The following is a 26,026-nucleotide window of genomic DNA, read 5'->3' on the forward strand; positions in this document are numbered from 1 at the left end:
TTATGGGTATTGAAACCATTAAAATTCCCGACCTCGGCGGCGGCGATGGGGTTGAGGTGATTGAAGTTTGTGTTGCGGTAGGCGACACCGTTGCGGCTGAGGATTCCTTGCTGGTATTGGAATCTGATAAGGCTAGCATGGAAGTGCCTGCACCAATGGCGGGGGTGGTGAAAGCCATATCGCTAAAAGTGGGTGATACCGTTAACGAGGGTGATGTCATTCTTGAGCTAGAAGTAAAAGCAGAGATAGAAGGTGCCTCCGCTAGCGCGCCTGTATCTGAGAAAGCTGCCCCCGAGCCGGTAGCGCCACAAAACACACCAGAGCCCGCAGCTGCACCAGCGCCTGAGAAAACGGCAGTGGTAAGTGCTGAGCAAGAGGTTGTGGTGCCGGATATTGGCACCGGTGATCAAGTTGAATTAATCGAACTTTGCGTTGCCGTGGGTGATGAGCTTGAAGAAGGCGATTCACTGGTTGTGCTGGAATCCGACAAGGCCAGTATGGAAGTTCCGGCACCGTTTGCCGGCACCGTAAGCGCCATTGCCGTTAAGCTTGGCGACAAGGTGGGGCAGGGCACCCTGCTACTTAAAATGAAAACGGCGGCTGAGCTTTCACCTACTGAACCTTCGACAACTGTGGAGGCAAGCTCGGCACCGGTTGCAGAAGCGCCAGTTTCAACTCCAACCTCAACTCCTGTTTCAGCACCCGCTCCCGTTCAAGAAACGGCTTCAGAGCCTACGGTGGTCAGCCAAGCAGGTGTGTATGCCGGCCCGGCTGTGCGCAAGCTGGCGCGGGAGTTTGGAATTCCTTTAGAGAAGGTGGCCGGCACTGGGCCGCGCAATCGCATTGTCAAAGAAGATCTGCACGCCTTTGTGAAAACACTCACTGCAAAGGGGCCGCAATCGGCATCTGCTGGCAGTGGTATTCCCGCCGTGCCTGAAGTGGATTTTAGCCAGTTTGGTGAAATTGATATTCAGCCGCTCACTAAGCTGCACAAGCTCACCGCGGCAAATATGCACCGCAGTTGGCTCAATGTGCCGCACGTTACCCAGTACGATGATGCCGATATCACTGAACTGGAAGACTTCCGTAAAGGGCTTAAAGCCGAGGCAGAAAAGCGCGGCGTAAAAATGACCCCGCTGCCATTCCTGCTAAAAGCAGCGGCTTCGGCTTTGCTGTCGAATCCCAAATTCAACGCTTCGATGTCGGCAGACGGCGAGAATATGGTGTTTAAAAAATACGTCCATATTGGTATCGCGGTCGATACACCGGCGGGCTTGGTGGTGCCGGTGCTTCGGGATGTTGATAAAAAATCCCTGTGGGAACTGGCGGCGGAAAGTGCAGAGCTGGCTCAAAAAGCCAAGGATCGCAAACTTAAACCCGCAGATATGCAGGGTGGCTGTTTTACTATTTCCAGCTTGGGTAATATCGGCGGCACCGGATTTACGCCGATTATCAATACCCCGGAAGTGGCTATTCTTGGCGTTTCCAAACTGGCCGTAAAACCTGTGTGGGATGGAGCGAATTTTGTGCCTCGGCAAATGTTGCCGCTCAGTCTTTCCTACGATCACCGCGCGATTAACGGTGCCGATGCCGGTAAGTTCTTTACCGAAATGGGTGCCGTGCTCGCAGATATTCGGAGACTTTTACTCTGACTTTAATCACCACTTTATAGAAATGTCCTTCTTGAGCCGCTTATGAAAATAAATTGCGATATGGGGGAAGGTTTTGGTGCTTGGCAAATGGGCGCCGATGACCAGCTGATGCCGCATATTGATATGGCCAATATCGCGTGTGGTTTGCACGCCTCTGACCCGGTTACGATGGCGGATTGTGTGGCCTTGGCGGTATCGCACAAGGTCTCTATTGGCGCCCATCCCGGCTATCCGGATTTACTCGGCTTTGGTCGAAGAGATTTCCCAATTGAAGGAAAAGAGCTGGAAAGCACGGTGTTGTATCAGCTTGGTGCCCTTGAAGGGATTTGTCGTGCCCACGGTGCGCAGTTGGATTACATCAAACCTCACGGCGCGCTCTACAACAAAATGATGCGTGATGCGGCGACCTTTGAAACCCTGTTAAATGCGGTGCGTTGTTTTAACGCGAATTTGCCCTTGGTTATTCAAGCGGGCAGTGTTGAGGCGAATGCTCGGCGACGCGAGCAGGCGGATAAGCTTGGGGTTCAACTTTGGTTCGAAGCCTTTGCTGATCGCAGCTATGAAAATGATGGTTCTTTAACACCGCGTACCGTTGAGGGTGCCGTGCATAACTCGGTGGAAAAAATCATCTTGCAGGCTAGGCAAATTCTTAATGAAGGCACCGTACTCAGTCGGCAGGGAGATTGCCTGACATTGGCGGCCGATACCCTTTGTTTGCACGGAGATAATCCTCTCTGTGTCGAGGCTGCGCCATTGATCCGGAGTTAAGCTCGGTGCTTGGTATTGAAAAAGTTAGCGTTGAAGTGCTTAGCGAACAAACCGGCATTATTTATTTCGGCAATGCGATTTCCAGTGAGATTTCAAATCAGGTTTTAAAAGCAGATCAGGTCTTGTCGACCTTGTTTGGTGAGGCCTTAATCGACACGATTCCCGCCTATTGCAGTTTGCATTTCACACTGAATCCATTGCGCTTAAATATTCTTTCAGCTTGTGCCCTGCTGCGGGAAAAATTGCCGGAACTGCTGGCGCAGCAAGACTCAAAATCGGATTCGCAGCTGTCGCGCACTCATATTATTCCGGTGTTTTATCACCCGGATGTTGGGCCTGATTTAAATGATGTGTCGGTGCAAGCCGGTTTGAGCATAGAGCAAATAATTGCGCTTCATACCGCTAATGTTTACCGGGTTTACGCCATAGGCTTTGCGCCCGGCTTTTGCTTTCTCGGTTCGCTTGATCCGCAATTACAGCTGCCGAGACGGGACACGCCCAGAACAAAAGTACCTGCCGGGAGTGTGGCGATTGCCGCCGAGCAGACGGCGGTTTACCCCTGTGAAACACCGGGCGGGTGGCATTTATTAGGCCGCACGGCGGTGGATATGTTGGCGCGCTGTCAGGATCAGAATGATGGCATACGCGTGGGTGACACCATTCAGTTTTCCGCCATCACTCGCAATGAATTTTTAAAGCAGGGCGGCGATGACTGCCCGCTGGTGTAAATACCAATGAGCTTTACGATTAAAAAAGCGGGCCCGCTTACTCTTTTACAAGATGCGGGTCGCTTTGGATTTCAACACATCGGTATCGGCGTGGGTGGCCCTGCTGATGAGCGCGCGTTTGCGTGGGCGAATCACCTGTTGAGCAATCCTTACAACACGGCCACTTTGGAAATCACACTCGGCCCTTTTGAATTGCTTGCCAATGCCGCTACGCAAATTGCACTGGCCGGCGCGGATATGGCTGCCACGCTTAATGGCAAAGCAATTGCGAACTGGAGTACTCACACCCTATCCGCTGGCGACACTCTGTTTTTGTATCCAGCAAAACAAGGTTTGCGCGCCTATCTTGCCGTGGTAGGTGGGTTTCATTGTCAGCCAGTGTTTGGCAGTTGCAGTACCGCAATGCGAGAAAAATTGGGCGGCTTAAGCGGCCAAGGGGCGGCGATTAAATCGGGTGATTCTTTGGAATTTACGGCTTCCGCACAGCGCTTAAAACGACAAGTTCCCCCTGATTTTATACCGGACTATACCGCACCGCTCAGCTTAGGCTTATTGCCTAGCTATCAATATGGGCAATTTACAAACGCTGCGCTTGACGTGTTTTTGAACAATGAATTTCAGGTGAGCGCAGAGAGTAACCGCATGGGCTACCGCCTAAACGGCCCGGCGGTTGAGGCGCCGCAGGGTGAGTTGGTATCTGAAGGAATTTCCCTGGGCGCAATTCAGATTACTCCGGCAGGTCAGCCCATAGTTTTGCTACAAGATCGGCAAACCATGGGTGGCTATCCCAAAATTGGTTGTATCTCTGCGCTAGATGCGGCGCGCTTGGGGCAGTGTCGCCCCGGAAGCCGGCTGCGTTTTTATTTGAGCAAGATGGAAGACGCAATAGGCGAGCGGGAGCGATTTAATCGATTTTTTGGCGTTTAATATTCGCTAAAAATTTTTGTAGACGAAATTTTCGCGCCGAGCGCATAATCGCCACACCTACCACTCCAATGACAGTGCGGTGATTTTATGCGTTCTAATATCCAGAGGGCGTTATCAGTGCTGTTTGCAGTACTGGCAATGAGTTTTTCAAACTTGGCCAGTGCAGCAACATTGAGCTTTAGTACTCCCGACTCACGCCTAGAGGCGGGAAGCCAAGTTAAGGGTACGGTGAGCCTGCCATTACCAACCGTAGAGCCGATTGTTTTTTCTTTAAAGAGCTCGCATCCCTCAATTGCGGAAGTGCCATCCACGGTCACTATTGCGAAACGCTCAAACCGCGCTTTCTTTACAGTGAAGACAGTTAAGGGGCAAATCGCGGATACCACCGTGACAATCACGTTGGATACTGTGCCGCCCAATCCGAAGGTGAAACCGGTAACGGCGAGCTTGAGAGTTCTTCGGGAGCCGCAGGTGTCTGCCATTACCTTTGAGCCTGCGCAGGCCTCGTCAGGCCAAGCGGTGGTAGGCAAAGTGACACTGTCGCGGGCGGTGGCAACGGGGGGCGTGACTGTACCGTTGCGGAGTCCTGATGGATCGAGTCTGCGCTTACCAAGTTCAGTTTCGGTGCCTGCAGGTGCAAACTTTGTGAATTTCAATATTACTGCTCCGGTGGTAACGCAGCTGCGCACGATCGGTGTCGAGGCGCCACTGGGAGGCGTTGTTCAGGCGGGCTTTCTGCGTGTGGAGCCGGCTCCCTTGGCAATAGCTTCGTTCACCTTGCCGGCTGAAATTTTCTCAGAGGGAACGGCCGGGCAAGGGCGGATCACACTGAATCGTCCGCTTACTCGAAACTTTAGCGACCCAATTACGCTGGCTTCTGATAATGCCAATGTCACCGTTAATGCCACTGTTCTTGGGCGCTCGGGCGATACCGTTATCACCTTTCCGGTTACTGTGCGCAATATTCCCGCCGGCTCACCTTCGGTGCCTTTCAAAATCAGCGCTACTTTGGGTGACTCTGTAAAAAGCGCAACATCAAAGGCTCTCGGTCGTCAGGTCTTGGTTGATCGGGTCGCCGTACCTCCGGCGCAATCGGTGGTGAGTGGGCAAAATCCAACAGAGGGGCAGGTCTTTCTCAGTGTTGCTTCCTTAGAGCCTACGGAAGTGATTCTGCTAAGTTCTAGCCTCCATCTTGAAGTGCCGGCCACGGTGAAAGTGCCGGCAAACCAGGTTATGGCTACTTTCCCCGTTACTGGAAAGGGTTTGGCAACAGGCGCGGCATCGGTAACCGCAGTATTAAGTGCTCGCCTGAATGGCGGTAATCAGCGAATAGTAAATGTGATTGTTCGTTCACCAGAGGCACTGGTTGCGCGCGTGGAGGCTCCTGCAACGATCCTGTCGGATGCGCCACCTCAAAACGGGCAGGTGACCCTTGAGGGGCCGAGTCAATCTGCAACCTCCGTTGCCTTGCGGTCGAACTTTCAACCGCTAAGAGTGCCGGCATCGGTTGTGATTCCTGCGGGGCAGACCGTCGGCATATTCCCGATCAGCGCCTCAGGTATAGCTGAGGGGGCGCGGCCTTTCAGCGGCACTATTTCGGCCTCAACACCCGTTCCGGGCAGTGCCGTCAGAACCGCGAGTGTAAGCGTAACCGCTCCGCCGCCTTCTATTACCATTCGCGAGCTGGCGTTTACTCCTCCCGGGCCACTAACGGCGCCATCTTCTACTACGGGAAATGTGACCTTGAGTGGTCCCGCGCCAGCAGGTGGAACTCGCGTGTTTGTTGGTGTGGTTCAGGGGCACAGTTTCACCAGTGTCTCGCCAAATGCAGTGACGATTCCTGCTGGTGCCACGACAGGGCAGTTTCAGGTGCACGTAACAACCGATATTCGCAGCGATGCATCCAGAACACCAATGGATGCAGGGCTTAGCTGTATTTCCACGAACATTGGCTCACAGGTTGGCGTGCGATCATGTGTAAGTGTAGGAAAATAGTGGTGTGGTCGCGCTAAAGCGCGTCACCACTGCTTTGCTTAAGTAATTAGAGGATGAGTATTTTTCCTTCATCCCTGTTTATGGAATTGACAGAGGGTGAGAATCCATTTGGAGGAGAGGTTTTTTGTGTCAATGTCTGTAGATTTATTAGTCAGATATTTTCAGGGATAGGAAAGACACATGCGGCTACTCAGCTCTGTTGACTACATGTTCGTTCGCCTGGAGACGCCGAACACGCCGATGCATATCGGTGCCGTTGCAACGTTTAAGCTTCCCGAGGATGCGGGGCCTACCTATGTTCGGGATCTACGAGACGCCATCGGCACGATGGAGGAGCGACCTTTTCCGTTCAACGCTGTTATCTCGCCGGGGCTGGCCGGTTTGGCTGCGCGGTGGCAGGATGTTCGACCAGACCCGAGTTATCATGTGAGGCTTTCCGCGCTTCCTTCTCCCGGCGGCGAGGCTGAGCTTGGCGCGTTGGTGGAGCTACTGCACTCAAGCCCTCTGGATATGAGCAAGCCGCTATGGGAGTGTCACCTGATCGAGGGTCTCTCAGACAATCGCTTTGCACTCTACTTCAAGGCGCATCATGGGGCGGTGGATGGCATGGGCGCCATGAACCTGATCAAGGCTTGGTTCTCCACTGAGCCCAATGGTACGCCCTTGGGGTTTACTTCGGTCCACAACACGCCCGAAGAAACGGGTGTTACCCGAGCGCTGGTTAAGGCGGTGGCAAGTCGAGCTGCCTCAGGTATTCGAACGCTGCCGGAGGTGTTGGGTCGCATTGCCAAAATGAGTTGGGGCAAGAACGCTATGGTTCCTGCTTCGCTGAGCACCCCTCGGACACTGTTCAACACCAAGCTGACCCGACATCGCCGGGTGAGTACCCAATTGCTTGAGCTCGACCGCCTCAAGTCGGTCGCCAAGGCTACCGGTACTACCGTTAATGATGTGCTACTCGCCAGCGTGAGTGGCGCATTGCGCCGCTATCTTATGGAAGCCGGTGCTTTGCCTAATAACAGTTTGACGGTCTCGATTCCGGTTGGCTTTGACCGCGATGAAACCACGCTCAACGCAGCGGCGGGCTTCGTTGCGCCGATTGGCACCGAGATCGCCGATCCTTTGGAGCGAGTCAAGCGTATCTCCGCTGCCACCAAGCGTGGAAAGCAGGACATGCTTTCGATGTCGAGCGAGGCCCAACAGCAGTTCACTTTACTTGGTCTGGTGCCCTTATTTGCCAGTCAGAAGACGGGCCGACTCGTTACACTGCCGCCGCTGTTCAATTTCACAGTAAGCAATGTCGTGCTTTCTCCTGATCCGCTCTACCTTGGAGGGGCGGAGCTGGAGTTGTTCGTTCCCGCCTCGTTCCTTGTCGACGGTTACGGACTGAACCTCACTCTAGTCGGCTACAACGGCAAAGTCGCTCTGGGGTACATTGGCTGCCGTGACGTGATCCCCCATCTGCAGCGATTGGGCCCCTTCACCAGCGAGGCCTTTGCGGAACTAGAGAAAGCCGCCGGTCTGGGCTAACTACTAAGCTGGCTGCTTTCGGCTACTTGCCGTAGCTCTCACAAGTGCCAAATTCATAACCAATCACTTTGTCATCGGCACAGGCGCTACACCCATTGCCATAGGTTTGGTGACGAGCGGAATCGCAGGGCGCGGTGATGCAGCGAGTGCCGGTGTCGACATGGCCACAAACCGGCCGATATTCCCGCGTGCATATTTGAGGGCGAGGGGATTCGCAGCTAACAAAACCGACATTTTCGGTGGCGGTATCTTTTTCTTGCTCCCTTTCCGTGGGCGTAGCACAGGCTTGCAGTAGCAGGGCAGTGCAAAAACAAGCCAGCAAGGTGCGAAACGATTTAGCGTAATTTGTAAAATAAGGCATAAGTCGAGCTATCCGTGAGTTTCCACCCCATCCTAATAGCTACAGGGGCGCGGTAACAATCCCATTATCGGCCAATGTTTGTGACAAACGTGGCATCCAAGGGCAATAAGCTGGGTCGCGGAGCTGGAAGCGGCCTGAAATATATGAATAATTGGTGCAGCCAAATTTTTGCCTGAAAATGGCAGCTTAAAAAATACACAATTTATAGAGCAGACAGGAAATATCATGGGACCATTAAGCGGAATCCGCATTGTAGAATTCGAAGGCCTTGGGCCAGCTCCTTTCGCCGGCATGATGCTGGCCGACATGGGCGCAGAAGTTATCTCCATCACGCGTAAAACCACCCCAGAAGGTAAGCGCTTTGATAACTCTATTAGCGAGCGTGGCAAAAAATCCATCGCCATCAACCTGAAAAGCCCAGAAGGCATTGAAACCGTTCTGCAACTGCTGGAAAAATCCGATGCCCTGATCGAAGGCTTCCGCCCCGGCGTAATGGAGCGCCTCGGCTTGGGCCCCGATGTGTGTCTGGCACGTAATCCCAAACTGGTATTCGGCCGCATGACTGGCTGGGGCCAAACCGGCCCACTGGCTCACGCTGCTGGCCACGACATTAACTATATTTCTCTTTCAGGCGCACTGGGCGCTATTGGCCGCACCGGCGAAAAACCCATGCCCCCGCTGAACTTGGTAGGTGACTTTGGTGGTGGCGGTATGTTCTTGGCGTTTGGCGTGGTTTCAGCCTTGCTAGAAGCCAGCCGCAGTGGCCAAGGCCAAGTTGTCGACACCTCTATGGTAGAGGGCTCTGCCGCACTCATGCACATGATGTACAGCTTCTTTAATAACGGCGGCTGGCAAGACAAGCGCGGCGTGAACATGCTGGATACTGGCGCGCACTTCTACGAAACCTACGAAACCGCCGACGGCGAATACATGTCTGTGGGCTCCATCGAACCTCAGTTCTACGCTCTGCTGATGGAAAAAGCCGAACTTGATCCCGCCGTATTCGGCAATCAAATGGACATGGCAAACTGGCCGAAGATGGAAGACGCGCTGGCCGAAGTATTCAAAACCAAAACGCGCGCCGAATGGAGCGAAATTTTTGAAGGCACCGATGCCTGCGTTGCACCGATCCTCAGCATGACAGAAGCGCCTAAACACCCCCATAACGTTGCTCGCGGCAGCTTTATTGAAGTGGGTGGCGATATTCAGCCCGGTCCTGCGCCTAAATTCAGCCGTACCCAGCCACAAGTGAAAGCCCCAGCGGCTCGCCCCGGTTCAGATACCGCCGCCGTATTGCAGGACATTCTGCAATTAGATGCGGTCAAACTGGCCGAGCTAGAGCAAGCCGGTGCGTTGAGCTAAGGCATTCCGGGGGCTGATGACGCTGACGTTGTGCAAAAAACGCGCAAGTACAGAGAATCTAAGCATTTTATTTAAATTTTCGTTGACAGCGAAAAGCCCCTTGAATATAGTACGCACCCTCAAGCGCCCGTAGCTCAGCTGGATAGAGTACCTGGCTACGAACCAGGCGGTCGCACGTTCGAATCGTGCCGGGCGCGCCATATATAAGTTGCTGAAAAGTAACAAAAAACCCAACCATTGTGTTGGGTTTTTTTTCGCCTAAATTTTTTGCTGTGACACAATTGTGACATGTGCTGTGACACATTGTGAAAGCCCTTTCCCTAATTTGACCTCTTGGTGCCGGAATTTTCGTGGGCATTTGAATGTAGCTAAGTGGTCAAGCGGCTGACTGCCAAAGGCTCGGCTTTCAGCATAGTAGGGCAAGATTTGGCACAAAACAGACAAAAAGAGGGGCCTCTAAAAGCTGGAATTGATTTAGTCTGTAGCTGACATGTGAGCGCCAAGTTTTAGCAGCGAAGAATTGATTTCTTATTGGGGCAAGAAAAACAAGGAGAGTTCGTTTGGTTACAAACTATGTTTTGATCGATTTTGAAAATGTTCAGCCCAGCAATCTGGAGGTTTTAAAACAACATCCATTTGAGGTCATGATTTTCGTCGGTGCGAACCAGACTAAAATACCATTCGATCTAGCCTCTGCAATGCAAGCACTTGGTAAATCAGGACAGTACATCAAAATTGCTGGCGCAGGTAAAAACGCCCTCGACTTCCACATTGCCTATTATGTGGGGGAACTTGTCTCCAAACATCCTAATGCCTACTTTCATATTATCTCTCGCGATACCGGCTTCGACACATTAATCAAGCATCTCAAAGCCCGTGGCATTAAAATTCAACGCGAGCGTGATCTAGCTGAAATCCCGGTGGTGAGAATGTCTACCGCTACGTCTACTGAAGAGATGGTGTCAGCAATTGTAAAAAATCTCGCTGGGAGGGGGCAGTCTAGGCCGCGTAAGGTGAAGACGCTCTCGAACACTATAAACTCGCTGTTTACGGAGAAACTGTCAGAGCGGCAACTTGGTGCGATAGTGAAAGACCTTGAGCAAAGGGAGTACATTCTGGTGAATAATGGCAATGTGTCTTACCAACTGCCTGGCTAGAGCGAAAAGTGACCGTTATGACGCACTTTTGACGGATCAGACCAGAAGGACAAGGCTGGCACAAAGCAGACGTTTTTAGCACCGTAGAGAATGACTGCAGCAGTCACAAAGCAGACGTTTTGGGGGCCTGAATAGTTGGCATGGTTTTCTTAAAGCGGACAAGAAGAATACACTCCGCCCGAAATCTATCCCCCCTTTGGACAATGCGAATTTTCAGAAGCTGGTGCCGATTGTTTGACACCAACCATGTCCAATTCCTCAGATTTCCGTTCTTTCAGACAGCTCCAGCGCATCATCTAGCTCAATTCCAAGATATCGCCCATCGCCGCAATTTGCTGATCGATCATCTGCTCAAAAGCACCTAATATGGCATCGTAGTCTTGACAACTATGCAGAACATTTAGCGCTTGCACAGTAGCCTCAATGGTGGACAAGCCATCAGCACGCGGCGATTTCCGAATGCGATAACGGCTGCGTTGGCTCTGCTGCAACGCCAACCTCGGCAAGTTCAAAAGCCAAGGATTAAGGTGAAGCAGCTTGGCGGTTTTACGCCAGGTGCCATCGAGTACAACGAGCTGTTTAATTTCGGCATCGACAATCTGACTCACCCTAATTGAGGGTTCACCAGGATAAAGCAGCACGCTATTCTGTTGCCACTTTGAACCCAGCAGGGTCGCTGGCTCAAAACATTCTCCAACCACTAGGCGGCTACCAATAATAGAGCGCGCCAATAGTGGCGCAGAAGAAAGTGCGTGACGCGCCTCCTTCGGATGTTGAAGAATAGTCAGCCCATAACCACTGCCACGTTGAACAATAAACTCACAGAGGTAGGTGGATTCTGGACGTTGGCAGTCCTTGCATATTAAGCGAGGGGACACAGCAGTAATCTGTCGCTAAATATTTTTTTGATTGTAACAGCTAGATCAGCCTGACTTCTGTTAGATCGCGTCTGTTTTTTAAAAGATGGTAACAATGAGTGAGAAACCGGCATGAAAGGATGGACACCGTCAGAAATACCGGACCTAACCGGGAAGCGAGCCATGATCACTGGGGCCAATAGTGGCATTGGTTACCAAACCGCCTTAATGTTAGCGCAACGTGGGGCCCGCGTATGGCTGGGATGCAGAAATGCTGAACGCGCTGAAGCGGCAATTCAACGTCTTGAAAAAGCACTGGGTTCTAGGGATTTGCTGACCGTTTTACCGATGGATCTAGCCTCACTCGACAGCGTGCAACACGCCGCCGAGCAATATCTGGCGCTCAATCAACCGCTGGATTTATTAATCAACAATGCCGGCATTATGGGATTACCGTTGCAACGCACCTGCGCCGGCCATGAAATGTTGCTCGCGGTAAATCACCTCGCGCACTTTGCCCTTACCGCCAGTTTGTTACCGGCTCTGGAAGCTGCACCAAAGGCCCGTGTTGTAACAATATCAAGCCTAGCCGCTAAGAGCGGTGTACTGGACTTTGATGACCTAAATTGGGAGCGCTCGCCCTATAACAAAGTTGCAGCTTACGCACGTGCCAAACTAGCCAATCAATGCTTTGCCATAGAATTACAACGTCGCCTACAGGCTGCAGGCAGCTCAGTCATTAGCCTTGCGGCCCACCCCGGTTATGCCGCCACCAATGTGGCATTTTCCAATAGCGAAACACGCAGTCTGGCTCGACGCCTATGGCAATCCATGGTCCGTATCGGCAATGCATTACTGGCACAAAGCGCGGAACGCGGTGCATTGCCCAGTGTTTACGCCGCCACATCAGAAACACTGCAAGGTGGCGAATATATTGGACCATCCGGCCCGTTTCAGCTTCGCGGCACGCCCTCGCTCCTTAACCTGCTCCCCAGCGCAACAGACAAGCAAACTGGCGAGCACTTGTGGCGCCATTCAGAACAAATGACAAGAACTCGTTACTTATGACAATAACAACGTTTTATCATGACCTGCTGCTGGCCTTTGCGCTGATGTCAGTTGCGGTATTCGTCGTACTACAATGGATTATCAAAGCCGCTTACGGTCGCCATAACGACGGTAATCTGGCCTGGTGGTGGGGACCAAGCATTCCCACACGGTGGTCATGGGTGGTGATGGAAGCCCCCTCATCCATCGGCTTTGCGGTGATTTTTTTCATGGGCGCTCAAGCACTGAGTGCCGCACCACTACTGCTGTTTACGATTTGGCAGGTGCACTATTTCCACCGTAGTTTCATCTACCCGTTCAAACGTAAACTCAAACCCGGCGACACAACACCACTCCTCATTCCAGCGCTGGCCGTTATTACCAATTTGGGTATCGCGTTTCTCAACGCCGCTATTCTCTCTTGGTCTGAATTAGGTGCCGATTACTCACACTGGTTATCAGACCCTCGCTTGTGGCTGGGGTTAGCTATTTTCGGCTTGGGTTTCTTGGTGAATCGTCATGCTGATGCCATGTTGGCGGCGCTGCGCAAGCCTGGGGAAAGTGGTTACAAGATCCCCAGAGGATGGCTCTACGAGTACATTTCATGCCCCAACTATCTTGGAGAAATTTTGATCTGGACAGGCTGGGCCGTTGCCAGTTGGTCAGAGGCTGGTGCGGTATTTGTATTGTGGACTACAGCCAATCTACTACCCCGCGCACTCAGCAACCACCGCTGGTACCGCGATACGTTTGAGGACTATCCCACAACACGCAAAGCGCTGATTCCAGGCGTCTTATAAGCAAACAGGAAAATTGCCCGTGCAGAATTCCGGCACGGGCCGTATCACAGGGAGGAGAGCTCAGCTAAACGCTGACACATCAAAACCTAGCATTGCCGAAATTTTCAGGTACAAGCCCTTGGTATCCAGATCAGGCGCTTCAGCCAGAGCGAGCGCGGCTTCAGCCAGGCTACCCATCAGCATACGAACTAATAGATCAACTTCGCTATCGTCAAAATGATTACGCAGTTGCCCCCCAATAGCATGGTCAGTACTACTTATAATTTTCTGGGCAATCCTGAACACCGAGGTTTCCGGCCAGCGTTCACGCCCGAGAACATGCGTAGCATCAATGAGTACGACCCGGCTGAACCCCGGCTCTTTAAAAACCTCAAGAAACGTTTCCCAGACATTGGCCAAAGAGAAATTTTCTGCCTCGACCAAAGCCTCCATGCGTTGCGCCAAATCGGCTTCGTACTGCTCAGTCACGGCATTGAAAAGTTTTAGTTTATTGCCGAAATAATGATAAACCGGGGTCACGGTAATCCCGGCTTCTGCGGCAATATCAGACAAGGACGTATCAGCAAACCCCTTCTCACCAAATACCGCCATAGCCGCTATCAGCACTTTCTCCCGCGTTTTTTCACGGCGTTCTGCCTGTGTTTGCCGCTTCAATGGCGGGCCCTTCTTGCCTGTTGACATAAGCACTTACCGAAATAAATATAATTGACATATATAATTTAATTATATATGTTTTCGTCCGCATAAATAACGATACCAAATGGCCCAGGGAAGAAAGCCGGTCAAGACCGATCCCCCATATCCTCCCGAGCGCCAAAACGATGAGCATAAGAACACAAAATGAACGTATTAGTAACCGGCGCGTTTGGCAATTTAGGCCAGCTCTGTATTGAGCAACTGCTCGCCGACGGACATCAGGTTCGCTGCACAGACATCGATACCCCAAACCAACGTCAGATTGTCGAGAAGTCTCAGGGACGCTTTGATATCCGGCTGGGAGATATTCGAGATAAGGCGCTATTGGCAGAATTACTTGTCGATATTGATGCCGTTATTCACCTCGCTTCTCTGCTGCCACCCATGACAGAGCGTAACCCTTCGCTCGCGTATTCAGTGAATGTGGAAGCCAGCAAAACACTTATCGAATTGGCTCAGGCACTGCCGACGCCGCCACTGTTTATTTATCCGTCATCGCTCACAGTATTTGGCCCATCACAACGCGACAACCCGATTCGTCACAGCAGTGATCCGGTGATGACTTCCGACAATTACACGGCACACAAAATTGAAATTGAGCGTGTTCTGCACGAGTCATCGCTGCCGTGGATCATCATGCGAATTGGCGTCTCTGTCGATGCCAGAACCCTGCGCACCGAAAGACAAGTGTTCAAACAACTGCTTGCCGTACACCCCGATACACCAATGGAATATGTGCATCCTCGGGATATTGCCTTGGCAATGTCGCGTGCGGTTAGCACACCGGCTGCAATAGGAAAAACACTGCTGCTCGGCGGTGGAAAGCACTGCCAAATCACACATCATCGTTTTCTGAACGCCGCGTTCAAAGCAATGGGACTACCGCAAAAACCCGGTATTCACGGACAGGATTCCTATTACACCCACTGGCTGGACACCCACGAATCCCAAGCACTGTTGCAATACCAACGCAGCGCGTTTGAAGAATATGAAAATGAACTTGCGGTGACTTTTTCACGCGTTCGCAAGTTAACAACCCCTATACGCCCGTTACTCAAATGGCTAATGCCGAAGCTCCTCAGGAGAATATAAAAATGATACCTACCGGAAATCGCCGCCAGCTTAAGAGCCGTTTCAATGCGATTCGCCAGCAATTAACGCTGGCCACCATGCCCCTTTTTCTCTGCACAGTATCAAGCTCACTGCTAGCAGAAGAGATGAAACAAGCGGGCAGAATTGAAGAAGTTGTTGTTACCGCACGGAAACGCGCGGAAAGTATCCAGGAAACCCCTGTCGCGGTCACCGCCCTCAGTGGTGACAACCTGCGGGCGCGGGGGATTTTAGGTGCGGAAGAACTGAGTAAATCGGTGCCTAGCCTACAGATAAACAACAGCACAACGCCCCAAATTTTTATTCGCGGTATTGGTCAGCGCGCCGCGTTTGCCCGCTTCGACCCCTCTGTAAGCGTTTATTTGGATGGCATTTTTATTCCGCGCCCAGACGGACAACTTTTGGACACCATTGACGTAGACAGTATTCAGGTTCTTCGTGGGCCGCAGGGAACACTGTTCGGCAAAAACAATACCGGCGGCGCATTGGTATTTACGCTGTCCAAACCGGGCGAAGATGCTGCGGGATACGTAGAGGCAGCACTTGGGAATTTCAATGAACAGCGTTTACAAGCGGCAGTAGATGTTCCGGTTACTGATGATTTCTATACTCGCTTCTCACTCAACTCACGCCGCCGGGATGGATTTTTTAAAGACGCAACGGGGAGTGAAAACCAGTCTATCGATCGGCTCTCCGGTATTTTTCAAAGCCGCTGGATCGCCTCTGACGATATTACGCTTGATACCTTTACCTTTATTGGTAAAATCAGGGAGAACTTCCCATCGTACCACTGTGTAATCGCCAACGAAGACGCGTTGTTTGTGAACGGACTTGGTCTACTTTGGCCCGGCGATACCGATCCCAACAACCCCTCTGCCTATGTTGACAACTGTAATGCCAATAGCCGCGAATCGCAGAAAGACTTGCACACCAACCAGGGTGACAGCCAGCGTCAGCAAAAAGATCAGGACGAATTTCTTCTCGGCCTGACGCTGGATTACCAATACAGCGATGACCACAGCTTCAAAGCCATCTTCGGCTACCGCGATGCCACCAAAATGAATCCGCAAACCACGGCTGACGAAGGCGGCCCTGCGGAATTTCTGCGCGCCGATTTGCTGGACGATGGCCTGCAAGAATCTCTGACTCTTGAGTTACAGTTCAATGGGGTTCTCTTTGAGTCTGTTGATTACTCTGCTGGTATTTTCCTGCAGGATGAATTCAAGTCAGAACGCTTTAACACCGCGAACCCCCTGGTAGGCTCTGAACCTATCAATTTCCTTGGTCTCGCCGGCGGCCAGGCTGGTATCGACATAGAAGCCATTACCGATTTGCTGGGTTCTGTCACTGGCTTGGTTCCAGGTGGAACCGTGCCATTGGTTGCAGCGGCACTTCCGCTTGCCACGGTTCAAGATTTTGAAATTGATGGCGAAACACTGGCCGTGTTTACCCAGGCAACTTGGCACGTTACCGACGATTTCGAGTTCACTGTAGGCGGACGTTATACTCAGGAAACCCGAGACTCTTATTTAGTTACCCGCAGCGCAGATCTTGAAGCCGTCACCTCAATTATTAGTTCGGCTGACCCACGATTTGTACCCATCATGCCCAGCATGGGTGCGATGGCATTTCTGGGCAGATGGTCACAAGACCCATTAACCATTGCCAATAATATTTTGCATGAACAATTTCCGGGTGATATTCGGGCACCATTAAGTGCACCGAAAATCGATACGCGCGGAGATACGTTCAAACAATTCACCCCGATGGCTTCTGTGGCCTACATCGTTCCGGAACAACTTCTAGATGGCACACTATTGAACTCTGCCATGGCTTACGCTACGTGGAGCAATGGATTCAAATCAGGTTTCCAGGAACCGTTTGGCCTCGATGGGTTGAGCGCAGTAAAACCTGAAGAACTCGAAAACCGCGAAATCGGGATCAAGATTGATGCGCTGGAGCAATCATTGCGTGTAAATCTTGCCGCTTATTCGATGACATTCAAAAACATGCATTTGATTACGGTCAATGTTGATAGCAACAATACGTTGGTGGTGGGCTCTCAAAATGCCGGTGCATCACTCATTGAAGGCGCCGAGCTAGAAGTTATGTGGTTCCCCAATGCCAGTACCTTAGTAAACCTGACATACAGTAATAACAATTACCGGTACGAAGAATTTACCGATAACGACTTAAAAGCACTTGCTCTGCGTGGTGAGAGAATCACCATCGATCGCTCAGATGAAGAGTTTGCCGTATCCCCCAAAGAAACCGCGTCACTCGGTATTCAATATAGTCTTCAAACCAATATTGGGGTGTTTATTCCGCGGTTAGACATTAGCTATAAGAGCGATATCTATCTGGGGCTTGACCGAGGTGCATGGTTAAGCGCACAAGAAGACCCATCTACCGCCTACTCAAAAGCTTACACCTTGATGGATGCGCGACTCGGCTGGACCGATAATAACGAGGAGTTCAATATCGCGTTTTATGTCAAAAACCTGATGGATGAACGTTACGATATTGGTGCCGTATCTGCAGGAGACAGTATCGGCACCTTTACCAAGGTGCTCGGCGACCCACGTACCTACGGCATAGAATTACGCAGAACCTTTTAAACAACATCTACAAAAATGACATCTATGACATGGGCCAAAATATCAACATGAATTACTTGCCAGGAAAAACAGTGCTCATTACTGGCGCTGCTGGCGGCCTAGGCAGCACGTTGGCCTCTGCGTTTGCGGAACGGGGCTGCAACCTAATTTTGATCGACATCAACAGGGTGGCGCTTGAAAAGCTCGATGCCTCACTGACTGATCAAAAAATCAAACGTCGAATTTTTTGTATTGATTTATGCAATAAAGACGAGATCAAAAGCCTCTCACAAAAGCTAAGTCACTCTGGGGAAACCCCTGACATTATTATTAATAATGCGGGGATGACACTGCAAAAAAGTGTGGAATCGCACAGCGATGCCGATTGGCAAAAAGTATTTGACCTCAACTTTTGGTCGACAGTACACATCAGCAGGGAATGCCTGCCTGCACTCAAAGAAAAAAACGGGGGGCATATAGTCAACCTCTCTAGCATGGCCGCCTGTTATGGCATACCCAGCCAAAGCTCATATAGCAGTAGCAAGGCGGCAGTTCGAGCTTTCAGCGAATCACTGCGCGCAGAATTGGCCGGATACAATATTGGTGTCAGCAGCATTCACCCCGGCGCGATCAAAACTGACATGATGATGGCAACCCTCAAGGAGTCGGATGACCTTGAGATTGCCAAAAAGAATTTGGCCTTAGCGCAACGCTTTGGTGTATCACCGGAAAAAGCCGCACAAAAAATCATTACAGCCATCATGCGCAATCGAGCGCATTGCTATATAGGCCTGGATGCACACCTGTTCAGACTCTTTAGCAAACTGGCACCCAATGTATTGTCGCGTGTTTTCTCTCGGGCCTACAGTAAAGTCTCAAACGTTAAGCCCGCAGGGCCCGCATAACGAGTCCAATAATATGACAAACAAACATCCCGCCCTTGAGCCTGCGATGCTTGGGCCATTGCGCTTAAAAAACAGAATAATCAAAGCAGGCACATTTGAGAATATGACGCCGAACGGGATGCCAGGGGACACGCTCCTTCGCTTTCATACCGGATTCGCGGAAGGGGGCATCGCGATGACCACAATAGGCTATTGTGCGGTTTCAAAAGAAGGCGCCTTGAATGCCAATATGCTGGTGATGGATGAAGCCATACGCACTCCGTTGGAAAACGTTATTTCTGCGATCCATGCAAGAAACTGCAAAGTCTCTGGCCAGATGGGTCATTGCGGTGCATTTTCAAAAAATCGATCACTTAACAAACGCCCTAAAGGAGCGAGTGGTGGCCTAAATATTTTGGGCATTTCTGAAGGTATGTGGATCGCTGAAACCATGACCTTGAGTGATATTCAAGACATGATCGAGCAATACCGAAAAGCGGCCCGTTTCATGAAGTCGGTTGGTTTTGATGCTCTCGAAATTCACTTTGGCCACGGCTATGGCTTATGCCAATTTCTCAGTCCCTTGACTAACCGACGCAAAGATCAGTACGGCGGCTCAATGGAGAACCGGCTTCGCCTCCCCCTTGAAGTCCTCGCAGCGGTAAGAGAGGAAGTCGGCAAAGACTTCCCTATTCTGGGAAAAATCAGTATGACGGAGGGGCGTCGTGGCGGGCTTGACTATGAAGATGCTATGCAAATCGCCATTGCACTCGATCAGGCTGGCATAGACGGCATCGTGACAAGCGGCGGCACCTCTACAATGAATCCCATGTTAATGTTTCGAGGTCCGAGTATTTTACCAGCCCTGCTGCGTTACGAAACAAATCGGATCATGCGTTTTCTACTACGCCTAGTAGGTCGTCGCATGTTTCCCTCCATGCCATTTTCAGAGCTTTACTTTATCGAGCAAGCCAAGCGAATTCAAAAAGCTGTAAAATGTAAAATTATCTATATCGGCGGCGCTTGTAGTGGACAGAGCTTGCAAACGCTTCTGGATTCCGGCTTTGATTTTTTTCAGCTCGGAAGAAGCCTTTTGGCGGATCCTGATTTTGCTGACCAACTTTCAGCTGACCGCAATTTTGTTAGCCGGTGTAAACACTGTAATAAATGCGTCGGGACAATTGAGAGCCCTAAGGGTATCCATTGCCCAGAGTTTTACGCGCACATTGATATCTAAGAGAACCGGCCATGCACCGTTTTTGGCACTTAGCAGACGCCCATAGCAACGCAGGCGATGGCGGTAGTCGTCACGTCATGCCCCCAAAACAGTCTGACTGTCCGCTTTTGACCAACTGTCGCCGTCCACTACAACAACGCAACAGGCCGCTTTTGTCGCAAAACCGACTTCAGGCTCTTGCATAGATTCTCAGCCCACAACATTTATCGTCTGCACTGGCTATTTCGCCAATCTGCTCTTGAAGGACACTAAGGAATTCATCAAGAAAAATTGGTGTTTCTGGTGATATAGAAAATTCTTCAATGGTACCGTCCAGCAGCTCTCTCATAATGAGTCCCTGCCATTTTTTCTCCATACGACTAAAAGCAGGATTTGCCCGTTTGAGGGGCCTTCCTGGCCAATACTCAAGGATCATCCTGAGTTTTTTAGATTTGGTGGACTTCTTATTCTTATGGGGTCGAGACATTGTGGAGCTCAGTAATCTAATAAAGTGCAGAGAAATCTGATGTTCTCTCACGATACTCTTTCAAATAAATCTTGTACTTCACAATCAAAAAATTCACAGAGTTTATCGATGGCTTCTAAATCCACTCTGGTAGCCGTTTCTTTGTAAAGAAGGGTGATGGTATTACGATGCAATCCCGTCTCCCGCGCCACATCTGTGACCTTGAGCTTTCTCTCGCCCATCATCTTGCTCAAATGACATTTGATCATTCTAAAAATAGATATGTCATCCAGAATGAAAAAAAGTTGTTGCAAAAGTCATTTTTGCAGCTAAAATGTTATTCAGGATGACAAATCGCCTCCCTTAATAGCTTTTTGTCATTCCGCTATCTTATCACACAGGAGTAGGGGTAATGACAACACAAACTTTTCTGACCACAGACGAGCTTTCTGAGCGGATTAAGTATGACACTCGGACCATTCGTAACCAGTTGAAGGATTCTGTTCTTCTAGAAGGAGTCCATTACTTTCGGCCTTTTGGCGGCCGCAAGATTTTATTTATCTGGGAAACCATCGAAAGGGATATGCGGAAGGTAAAGCCGGCGAGTTCTATTGATATTCCTATGTCATCCGGAGGGATTTGTCGTGTCTAAGATTAGAGCTAGAAAGGAAACGGGATTTCTCTACTTCGATTTTTTCTTCAAAGGTCAACGATGCAGAGAACAAACACGCTTAGTCGATAATCCTACTAATCGTAGGAAGATGGATCAGGTCCTCAAAAAAATCGAAGCGGAAATAATGCTCGGTCAATTCGATTACTTGGCTTACTTTCCGAACTCAAAGACTGGGCAGAAGTTGGCTGTAGGAGATCAGTTCTCGAGTACTGCGGCTCTTCCATTGAGAGTAAGTACTTCCGCCTCTCATGTGGAGAGCGTGGAGGAAGTAGTCGAATATCCTTCTTTTGCAGAGTTTGCCAATCAGTGGCTGATGGAAAACGAAGTGCGTTGGCGGAAGTCTACGCTTGAGCTTCAGCAGTCTTTTCTATCCCGCCACTTGATACCTGTATTCGGTGATCGAGGGGTCAACAGCATCACCAAAGCGGAAGTACTGTCATTTAGGTCTCAACTCGCCAAAGTCCCAGGCCACCATGACAAACTACTCAGCGCTAAAACGATCAACGAGATAGTGGGCTCCTTAAAGGCCATCCTTGATGAGGCTGCTGACCGCTATGAGTTTAACAGTCCAACCGAGCGCATCAAGCGCCTCAAAGTGCAGAAGAAGGATATCCATCCGTTTTCATTAGAAGAAGTCAGAAAGATTCTGGGCGCAGTCCGGCCCGATTATCACAGCTATATGACCGTTCGTTTCTTTACCGGTATGCGCTCTGGAGAGCTGCACGGGCTCAAATGGAAATACATCGATTTCGAACGGCGCCAAATTCTGATTCGGGAAACTTTCACAAAAGGGCGCGTGGAGTACACAAAGACCGATGGTAGCCAGCGTGAGATACGCATGTCGGAGGCGGTTTATCTTGCCCTGAAAGCCCAAGAGGATGCCACGAATGGCATGAGCGAATACGTGTTCTGTAATCGTAATCGTCAGCCCTTAGACAACAAGAATTTTACGGATAGAGTCTGGTATCCATTGCTCCGGTATCTTGGGCTGAATATACGACGTCCCTATCAAACTCGTCATACCGCTGCGACGTTGTGGCTAGCTTCTGGCGAGTCTCCTGAATGGATTGCGACTCAACTTGGGCATACCTCAACGGAGATGTTATTCCGGGTGTATTCCCGCTACGTCCCCAATCTCACCCGCAATGATGGCTCAGCATTTGAAACGCTCCTGCAAAGAAGTTTGGAAGGAGATCAGTAATGGGAAAGTTCAAAGATATCTTGTTAGATCCTGTATCGTTAAATCCGATGCTACGGCTCCCTGAAGCGCTTCGACCTGCAGCAGTATTACTTGAGAGTGAAAGTCCAAAACAGCTCCAACAGATGCAATTTCGAGTGATGGGGCGCATGGATAAAATGAATAGACGCAATGAGCCCTGCTCCAAATTGGAACTGGGTAACCTGATGGGAACTGTACATTCTGTCGTCGTGCATAGTCGGTTTCTTGCGTCACAAAGGGATGTTAACCATGGAGATGTCATCAGCGTTGTAGGCGAGCTTAAAATTGCGGCAGGACGTCATGTTGTCGTGATTGAAAATATACAGCCCATAGATGCACATCAGACTCGGCCAACAGCACTGCTCCCGCGAGAGTGGGTACCAGAAAGCTTTATCCCGCAGCTAAGAACCGTAATTCGTTCTTGGGTGAGCTTGGAGTCTGATGCCTTGAAGCAGTTTCTAATGGATGTTTTCTATGACCCCGCTAACGCTCTGGGCTTTCTGAACGTCCAAGCTTCCCTTACGCATCATCATGCTTATCAGGGCGGTTTGCTGGATCACACTGCCGACATGCTTGAGCAATTGCTCCATCATCCCTTTGGGAAAGTCGAAGGCATTGGCAGAGACCTTTGTGTGACCCTGATTATCCTTCACGACATTGGAAAGACAGTGACCCTCGTTGGGAAGAGCCGAAGCGAACGAGGCCACTACCAGCCCCACGAAATGGCCGCTCTAGAAATTCTTGCGGAGCCTTTATCCCAGCTGGAGAGAACTCACCCTATGCTGACCAACTTGATACGCGGATTCTTTAAACCGCGGAGTTGGTATCCCAGCAAGCCGATCAAGGCCTATCAGGTGGTTTCTTACCTAGACAGACAGAGTGCCAGATCCCCCGGAGAGTTATCCTTTTGCCCTCACGAAATCAGTGCTCAAAAAACAAATTCCAACTCGGAGAATAACCAATAAAACGCATTCCTCCGCTCAACAAATCTTTTAAACAGGCTGAAAAAGTCTATTTATTAATAGTTTTGGGTATTTCTAAAGGCGCTACGATTCCTATGATAAAAGCTCCCATCTAGAAAAAGGCGCACTAATGGGTAGCGCAAACTTGGAGATACCCTATGGCCAAAGCAAGTGACTATTCCCTCGGCCCCCACACCTTCCCCCGCGGCTGGTTTGTGATCGCGGAAAGCTCCGAGCTAACCAACAAACCTATTGCACTACGTTTTTTTGGAAAAGATTTTGCGCTCTACCGAGGCGAAAGTGGCCGGCCAGTGCTACTAGATGCTTACTGCCCCCATATGCAGACACACTTGGCTGGAGGAACCAGTGCAGAGCTTGTAAAGCAGGGAAAGCAAATTGAAGGCGACTCCATTCGCTGCCCGTATCACGGCTGGAGGTTTGGCCCTGACGGAAATTGTGACAATATTCCTTATTTCGAAGGCAACTACCCTAGGTCTGCCGTGATTAATTCCTACCCTGTTAAAGAGGTCATGGGCTGCATCATGATGTGGCATGACCCAGAGAGCTCAGAACCAGCATACCCAGCCCCTTATCTTAAAGAATGGGATGAGCCACAGTGGGTGCGCTGGGAGCTCGACCATTTAGGGGAACTGGCAATCCATCCTCAGGAAATTCTCGACAATATGGCCGACGCAAGGCACCTCGGGCCAACTCACGGAGCACCCTGTGAATATTTTGAAACAGAGTTTCGGGATCACCTTTATATCCAACGGCAAGGCGGTGTTCACGCCGGCTATGGCTGTATGCTCACGACTGCGACGTGGTACACCGGCCCTGGAATCCTCCTTTCAAAGCAACGCTTTGGGGATATTCTCACCTTTGAGCTTATAGTGTTGATTTGCATTTAAAACTGACCCGCTATTTGCATCTAAATCTGACCCACCCCGTTCACCAGATTATGGCGTAGTTTTCGGTTTTCTGCCGGTCTTAATTTCCTCCCTGTTCGTTGTTGAGTTTTTTAGTCGGTAACTGTCATTGCCTGTTTCAAGGATATGGCAATGATGTGTTAATCGATCTAGTAGCGCCGTCGTCATTTTCTCGTCGCCAAACACCGTCGACCATTCAGCAAAGCTAAGATTGGTTGTAATGATGATGCTGGTGCGCTCATAAAGTTTGCTAATCAAGTGGAACAACAAGGCGCCGCCTGCCTGACTGAACGGCAAGTAGCCTAGTTCATCCAATATCACGAGGTCGGTGTAGATCAACCGATTCGCAAGGCGCCCTTGTTGCCCCTGCAGCTTCTCCTGCTCAAGTGCATTAACCACCTCGATCGTTGAGAGGAAGCGCACCCGTTGCCTGTGCTGCTGGATAGCTTGAACTCCGATGGCAGTCGCAAGATGCGTTTTGCCCGTACCTGGCCCGCCGACTTAAACCACATTCTGGGCGTCTTCAAGGAACTCACAACGATGCAGAGATTTAACAAGCACTTCGTCGACGATACTTTGCTGGAAGTCGAAGCCAGTCAGGTCTCGGTAGGCTGGGAACTTCGCCACCTTCATCTGATATTGGATCGAGCGCACATCCCGTTCAGAGGATTCGGCTTTGAGCAGCATGCTGAGTACCGGTAACGCATTTTGATATGCCGGTGATGCTTGCTCCGACAGGCTTAAGATCGCATCGGCCATGCCGTGCAACTTCAGGGACTTTAGTGTTGCCACCATCGCCTCAGTGTTCATGCTGCGTTCTCCTCAGGTTGTCGTAGCGTGCTGTATTAGCCATGGGTTCCGTAACGAGCTTGAGAGTGGGTGGAGGCTTAAGAGGCTGCGGTCGAGGTGGTTGCTCAAGTCGGTTTAAGCAATTGAGAACATGTTCTTTAGACGATTCCCCTAATGCCAGCGCCTTAACAATGGCTTGTTCTACTAACGCCTCATCATGCAACAAGACGGGCGCTAGGATATCCGCCATTTCTCGGTCACCTCCTGGGCGCTTTAAAAGCTTGGTTTGCAGCAGCCGGAAGCTCTCAGGTAATGTGCTGAACGGCGCACCATTGCGCAGTGCGCCGGGTTTGCGTTGTACAACGGTAAGGTAATGGCGCCAGTTATAGATGGTTCGTCCTTGAGTACGTTTATCACGATTAAAGACACGCTCATGCTCAGCAACCACTTGGGCTTCGGCAACGATCACTAGGCGTTCTGGATAAATCCGCAGGCTGACCATGCGATTGGCGAAGCTCGCTGGAACACTATAGCGATTATGCTCATGGGTAATCAGGCAGATTGAAGACACCCGTTTGGTGTCCTCAACAAAGCCGTCAAAGGCTGGCGGCACAGGCATCATCTCAGGCAGCTCATCGGTCAAACACTCGGCCAACGACCGTGCTCTAAACTCGGGATGGGCTGTTTCTTGCCAACGTAGCTGACAACGCTGTTCCAGCCAGCGATTTACCTCGGGTAGTGAAGTAAAGTTGGGGGCGTCATACCAAAGCCCGTGGCGAGCATCGAGCACCGCTTTCTCTACTTGCCCCTTCTCCCAACCTGAGGCGGGGTTACAGAACTCGGGCTCAAAGAGATAATGGCCGACCATGGCATAGAAGCGCTTATTAATCTGGCGCTGCTTACCTCGTCCAATTTTATCGACGGCGGTCTTCATATTGTCGTAAATGCCGCGCTGAGGGACACCGCCAAAGGCCTGGAAGGCGTGATAGTGGGCGTCGAACAGCATCTCGTGTGTCTGGGTCAGATACGCCCGGAGATAGAAGGCTCGACTATAACTCAGCTTGAAGTGCGCGATCTGCAGCTTAGTTTTGACACCGTTAATCCTGACCCAGTCCTCACTCCAGTCAAACTGGAAGGCTTCGCCCGGAGCAAACTGAAGTGGTACGTAAACATGCTTGCTGGAGAGACGCTTAGCCTCATCTTGAGTTTGTCGCCAACGGCGAGCAAAGGCGGCAACACGATCATAAGAGCCGGTGTAACCAAGCCCTGTGAGGTCGCGATGTAGCTGCTTAACGGTTCGCCGC

Annotated in this window: 25 protein-coding genes, 1 tRNA gene and 1 pseudogene; 19 read left to right on the forward strand and 8 right to left on the reverse strand. The window is 50.8% G+C overall.

Translation table 11 applies throughout. The annotated features are described in order from the left end of the window. Nucleotides 1-2: 2 nt before the first annotated feature. Genes aceF through IB286_RS12585 form a run of 4 tightly spaced genes read left to right on the forward strand, consistent with a single transcriptional unit; the run spans nucleotide 3 to nucleotide 4,075 of the window. A complete protein-coding gene (gene aceF / locus IB286_RS12570; RefSeq protein ID WP_190766077.1) occupies nucleotides 3-1,652 on the forward strand; it encodes a dihydrolipoyllysine-residue acetyltransferase in 1,650 nt (549 codons plus the stop codon). A 42-nt stretch (nucleotides 1,653-1,694) separates the two neighbouring features. Next, nucleotides 1,695-2,420 carry a 5-oxoprolinase subunit PxpA gene (locus tag IB286_RS12575; RefSeq protein ID WP_190766079.1) on the forward strand — a complete coding sequence of 242 codons (726 nt, stop codon included), beginning with the start codon at nucleotides 1,695-1,697 and terminating at the stop codon, nucleotides 2,418-2,420. 5 nt (nucleotides 2,421-2,425) lie between these two features. Then, nucleotides 2,426-3,148 (forward strand): 5-oxoprolinase subunit PxpB, encoded by a 723-nt coding sequence (gene pxpB / locus IB286_RS12580; protein WP_190766081.1) that lies wholly within the window; start codon nucleotides 2,426-2,428, stop codon nucleotides 3,146-3,148. Between the two features lie 6 nt (nucleotides 3,149-3,154). Further along, entirely contained in the window at nucleotides 3,155-4,075 is a 921-nt protein-coding gene (locus IB286_RS12585) for a 5-oxoprolinase subunit C family protein (protein ID WP_190766083.1), read from the forward strand. On the opposite strand, the gene IB286_RS12590 is transcribed toward IB286_RS12585, so the two are convergent. Next, nucleotides 4,072-4,557: a hypothetical protein gene (locus tag IB286_RS12590; RefSeq protein ID WP_190766085.1), complete on the reverse strand. Its 486-nt coding sequence runs from the start codon at nucleotides 4,555-4,557 to the stop codon at nucleotides 4,072-4,074. The genes IB286_RS12585 and IB286_RS12590 overlap by 4 nt on opposite strands. Between IB286_RS12590 and IB286_RS12595 the strand changes: the two genes are divergently transcribed. Together IB286_RS12595 and IB286_RS12600 are read left to right on the forward strand one after the other, a co-directional pair. Continuing rightward, nucleotides 4,547-6,070, forward strand: a complete 1,524-nt coding sequence (locus IB286_RS12595; protein ID WP_190766087.1) for a hypothetical protein — start codon at nucleotides 4,547-4,549, stop codon at nucleotides 6,068-6,070. The genes IB286_RS12590 and IB286_RS12595 overlap by 11 nt on opposite strands. 180 nt (nucleotides 6,071-6,250) lie before the next feature. Then, on the forward strand, nucleotides 6,251-7,600 hold the full coding sequence (locus IB286_RS12600) for a WS/DGAT/MGAT family O-acyltransferase (protein ID WP_190766089.1): 1,350 nt from the start codon (nucleotides 6,251-6,253) through the stop codon (nucleotides 7,598-7,600). Nucleotides 7,601-7,622: 22 nt separating this feature from the next. Here IB286_RS12600 and IB286_RS12605 read toward each other — a convergent pair whose 3' ends face one another. Further along, nucleotides 7,623-7,961, reverse strand: coding sequence for a hypothetical protein (locus tag IB286_RS12605; RefSeq protein ID WP_190766091.1), 339 nt, complete (start codon nucleotides 7,959-7,961; stop codon nucleotides 7,623-7,625). A 225-nt stretch (nucleotides 7,962-8,186) separates the two neighbouring features. Between IB286_RS12605 and IB286_RS12610 the strand changes: the two genes are divergently transcribed. The 3 genes from IB286_RS12610 (at nucleotide 8,187) to IB286_RS12620 (ending at nucleotide 10,480) form a co-directional block, all read left to right on the forward strand. Beyond that, the gene (locus IB286_RS12610) at nucleotides 8,187-9,323 is read left to right on the forward strand and encodes a CaiB/BaiF CoA transferase family protein (RefSeq protein ID WP_223826363.1); all 1,137 of its coding nucleotides are present in this window, start codon (nucleotides 8,187-8,189) and stop codon (nucleotides 9,321-9,323) included. A 123-nt stretch (nucleotides 9,324-9,446) separates the two neighbouring features. After that, a tRNA-Arg gene (locus IB286_RS12615) sits at nucleotides 9,447-9,523 on the forward strand. Between the two features lie 360 nt (nucleotides 9,524-9,883). After that, entirely contained in the window at nucleotides 9,884-10,480 is a 597-nt protein-coding gene (locus IB286_RS12620; protein WP_190766093.1) for a PIN domain-containing protein, read from the forward strand. Nucleotides 10,481-10,776: 296 nt separating this feature from the next. Here the strand turns inward: IB286_RS12620 and IB286_RS12625 are convergent, their stop codons facing one another. Further along, entirely contained in the window at nucleotides 10,777-11,358 is a 582-nt protein-coding gene (locus tag IB286_RS12625) for a tRNA-uridine aminocarboxypropyltransferase (protein ID WP_190766095.1), read from the reverse strand. Nucleotides 11,359-11,469: 111 nt separating this feature from the next. Here IB286_RS12625 and IB286_RS12630 point away from each other — a divergent pair, with 111 nt between their 5' ends. Both IB286_RS12630 and IB286_RS12635 read left to right on the forward strand, forming a co-directional pair. After that, a complete protein-coding gene (locus IB286_RS12630) occupies nucleotides 11,470-12,405 on the forward strand; it encodes an oxidoreductase (protein WP_190766097.1) in 936 nt (311 codons plus the stop codon). After that, a complete protein-coding gene (locus IB286_RS12635; RefSeq protein ID WP_190766099.1) occupies nucleotides 12,402-13,184 on the forward strand; it encodes a DUF1295 domain-containing protein in 783 nt (260 codons plus the stop codon). Before IB286_RS12630 ends, IB286_RS12635 begins: the two co-directional genes overlap by 4 nt. Nucleotides 13,185-13,244: 60 nt before the next feature. On the opposite strand, the gene IB286_RS12640 is transcribed toward IB286_RS12635, so the two are convergent. Beyond that, the gene (locus IB286_RS12640) at nucleotides 13,245-13,865 is read right to left on the reverse strand and encodes a TetR/AcrR family transcriptional regulator (protein WP_190766101.1); all 621 of its coding nucleotides are present in this window, start codon (nucleotides 13,863-13,865) and stop codon (nucleotides 13,245-13,247) included. A gap of 159 nt (nucleotides 13,866-14,024) precedes the next feature. Here IB286_RS12640 and IB286_RS12645 point away from each other — a divergent pair, with 159 nt between their 5' ends. The 4 genes from IB286_RS12645 to IB286_RS12660 all read left to right on the forward strand — a co-directional run bounded on the left by IB286_RS12645 (nucleotide 14,025) and on the right by IB286_RS12660 (nucleotide 19,708). After that, nucleotides 14,025-14,972, forward strand: a complete 948-nt coding sequence (locus tag IB286_RS12645) for an NAD-dependent epimerase/dehydratase family protein (RefSeq protein WP_190766103.1) — start codon at nucleotides 14,025-14,027, stop codon at nucleotides 14,970-14,972. Nucleotides 14,973-14,974: 2 nt separating this feature from the next. Next, entirely contained in the window at nucleotides 14,975-17,608 is a 2,634-nt protein-coding gene (locus tag IB286_RS12650) for a TonB-dependent receptor (protein ID WP_223826364.1), read from the forward strand. A gap of 71 nt (nucleotides 17,609-17,679) precedes the next feature. Continuing rightward, on the forward strand, nucleotides 17,680-18,492 hold the full coding sequence (locus IB286_RS12655) for an SDR family NAD(P)-dependent oxidoreductase (protein ID WP_190766105.1): 813 nt from the start codon (nucleotides 17,680-17,682) through the stop codon (nucleotides 18,490-18,492). A 13-nt stretch (nucleotides 18,493-18,505) separates the two neighbouring features. Continuing rightward, nucleotides 18,506-19,708, forward strand: coding sequence for an NADH:flavin oxidoreductase (locus tag IB286_RS12660; RefSeq protein WP_190766107.1), 1,203 nt, complete (start codon nucleotides 18,506-18,508; stop codon nucleotides 19,706-19,708). A 169-nt stretch (nucleotides 19,709-19,877) separates the two neighbouring features. Here IB286_RS12660 and IB286_RS12665 read toward each other — a convergent pair whose 3' ends face one another. Both IB286_RS12665 and IB286_RS12670 read right to left on the reverse strand, forming a co-directional pair. After that, the gene (locus tag IB286_RS12665) at nucleotides 19,878-20,174 is read right to left on the reverse strand and encodes a hypothetical protein (protein ID WP_190766109.1); all 297 of its coding nucleotides are present in this window, start codon (nucleotides 20,172-20,174) and stop codon (nucleotides 19,878-19,880) included. A gap of 47 nt (nucleotides 20,175-20,221) precedes the next feature. Continuing rightward, nucleotides 20,222-20,398 (reverse strand): helix-turn-helix domain-containing protein, encoded by a 177-nt coding sequence (locus IB286_RS12670; RefSeq protein ID WP_450097559.1) that lies wholly within the window; start codon nucleotides 20,396-20,398, stop codon nucleotides 20,222-20,224. A 167-nt stretch (nucleotides 20,399-20,565) separates the two neighbouring features. Here IB286_RS12670 and IB286_RS12675 point away from each other — a divergent pair, with 167 nt between their 5' ends. From IB286_RS12675 to IB286_RS12690, 4 genes are all read left to right on the forward strand, one after another. Then, the gene (locus tag IB286_RS12675) at nucleotides 20,566-20,805 is read left to right on the forward strand and encodes a hypothetical protein (protein ID WP_190766111.1); all 240 of its coding nucleotides are present in this window, start codon (nucleotides 20,566-20,568) and stop codon (nucleotides 20,803-20,805) included. Continuing rightward, complete coding sequence (locus tag IB286_RS12680) at nucleotides 20,798-22,027, forward strand: Arm DNA-binding domain-containing protein (protein WP_190766113.1); 1,230 nt, start codon at nucleotides 20,798-20,800, stop codon at nucleotides 22,025-22,027. Before IB286_RS12675 ends, IB286_RS12680 begins: the two co-directional genes overlap by 8 nt. After that, a complete protein-coding gene (locus IB286_RS12685; protein WP_190766115.1) occupies nucleotides 22,027-23,010 on the forward strand; it encodes a hypothetical protein in 984 nt (327 codons plus the stop codon). Before IB286_RS12680 ends, IB286_RS12685 begins: the two co-directional genes overlap by 1 nt. A 155-nt stretch (nucleotides 23,011-23,165) precedes the next feature. Continuing rightward, nucleotides 23,166-23,915, forward strand: a complete 750-nt coding sequence (locus IB286_RS12690) for a Rieske 2Fe-2S domain-containing protein (RefSeq protein WP_190766117.1) — start codon at nucleotides 23,166-23,168, stop codon at nucleotides 23,913-23,915. Between the two features lie 48 nt (nucleotides 23,916-23,963). On the opposite strand, the pseudogene istB reads toward IB286_RS12690, so the two are convergent. Both istB and istA read right to left on the reverse strand, forming a co-directional pair. Continuing rightward, nucleotides 23,964-24,743: pseudogene (istB, locus tag IB286_RS12695) on the reverse strand (IS21-like element helper ATPase IstB). Further along, on the reverse strand, nucleotides 24,733-26,026 hold a 1,294-nt coding region (gene istA / locus IB286_RS12700), incomplete at its 5' end, for an IS21 family transposase (RefSeq protein ID WP_190766119.1). The gene istA and the pseudogene istB, both read right to left, overlap by 11 nt.

The organism is Spongiibacter pelagi, from assembly GCF_014705705.1.
Classification (GTDB): domain Bacteria; phylum Pseudomonadota; class Gammaproteobacteria; order Pseudomonadales; family Spongiibacteraceae; genus Spongiibacter; species Spongiibacter pelagi.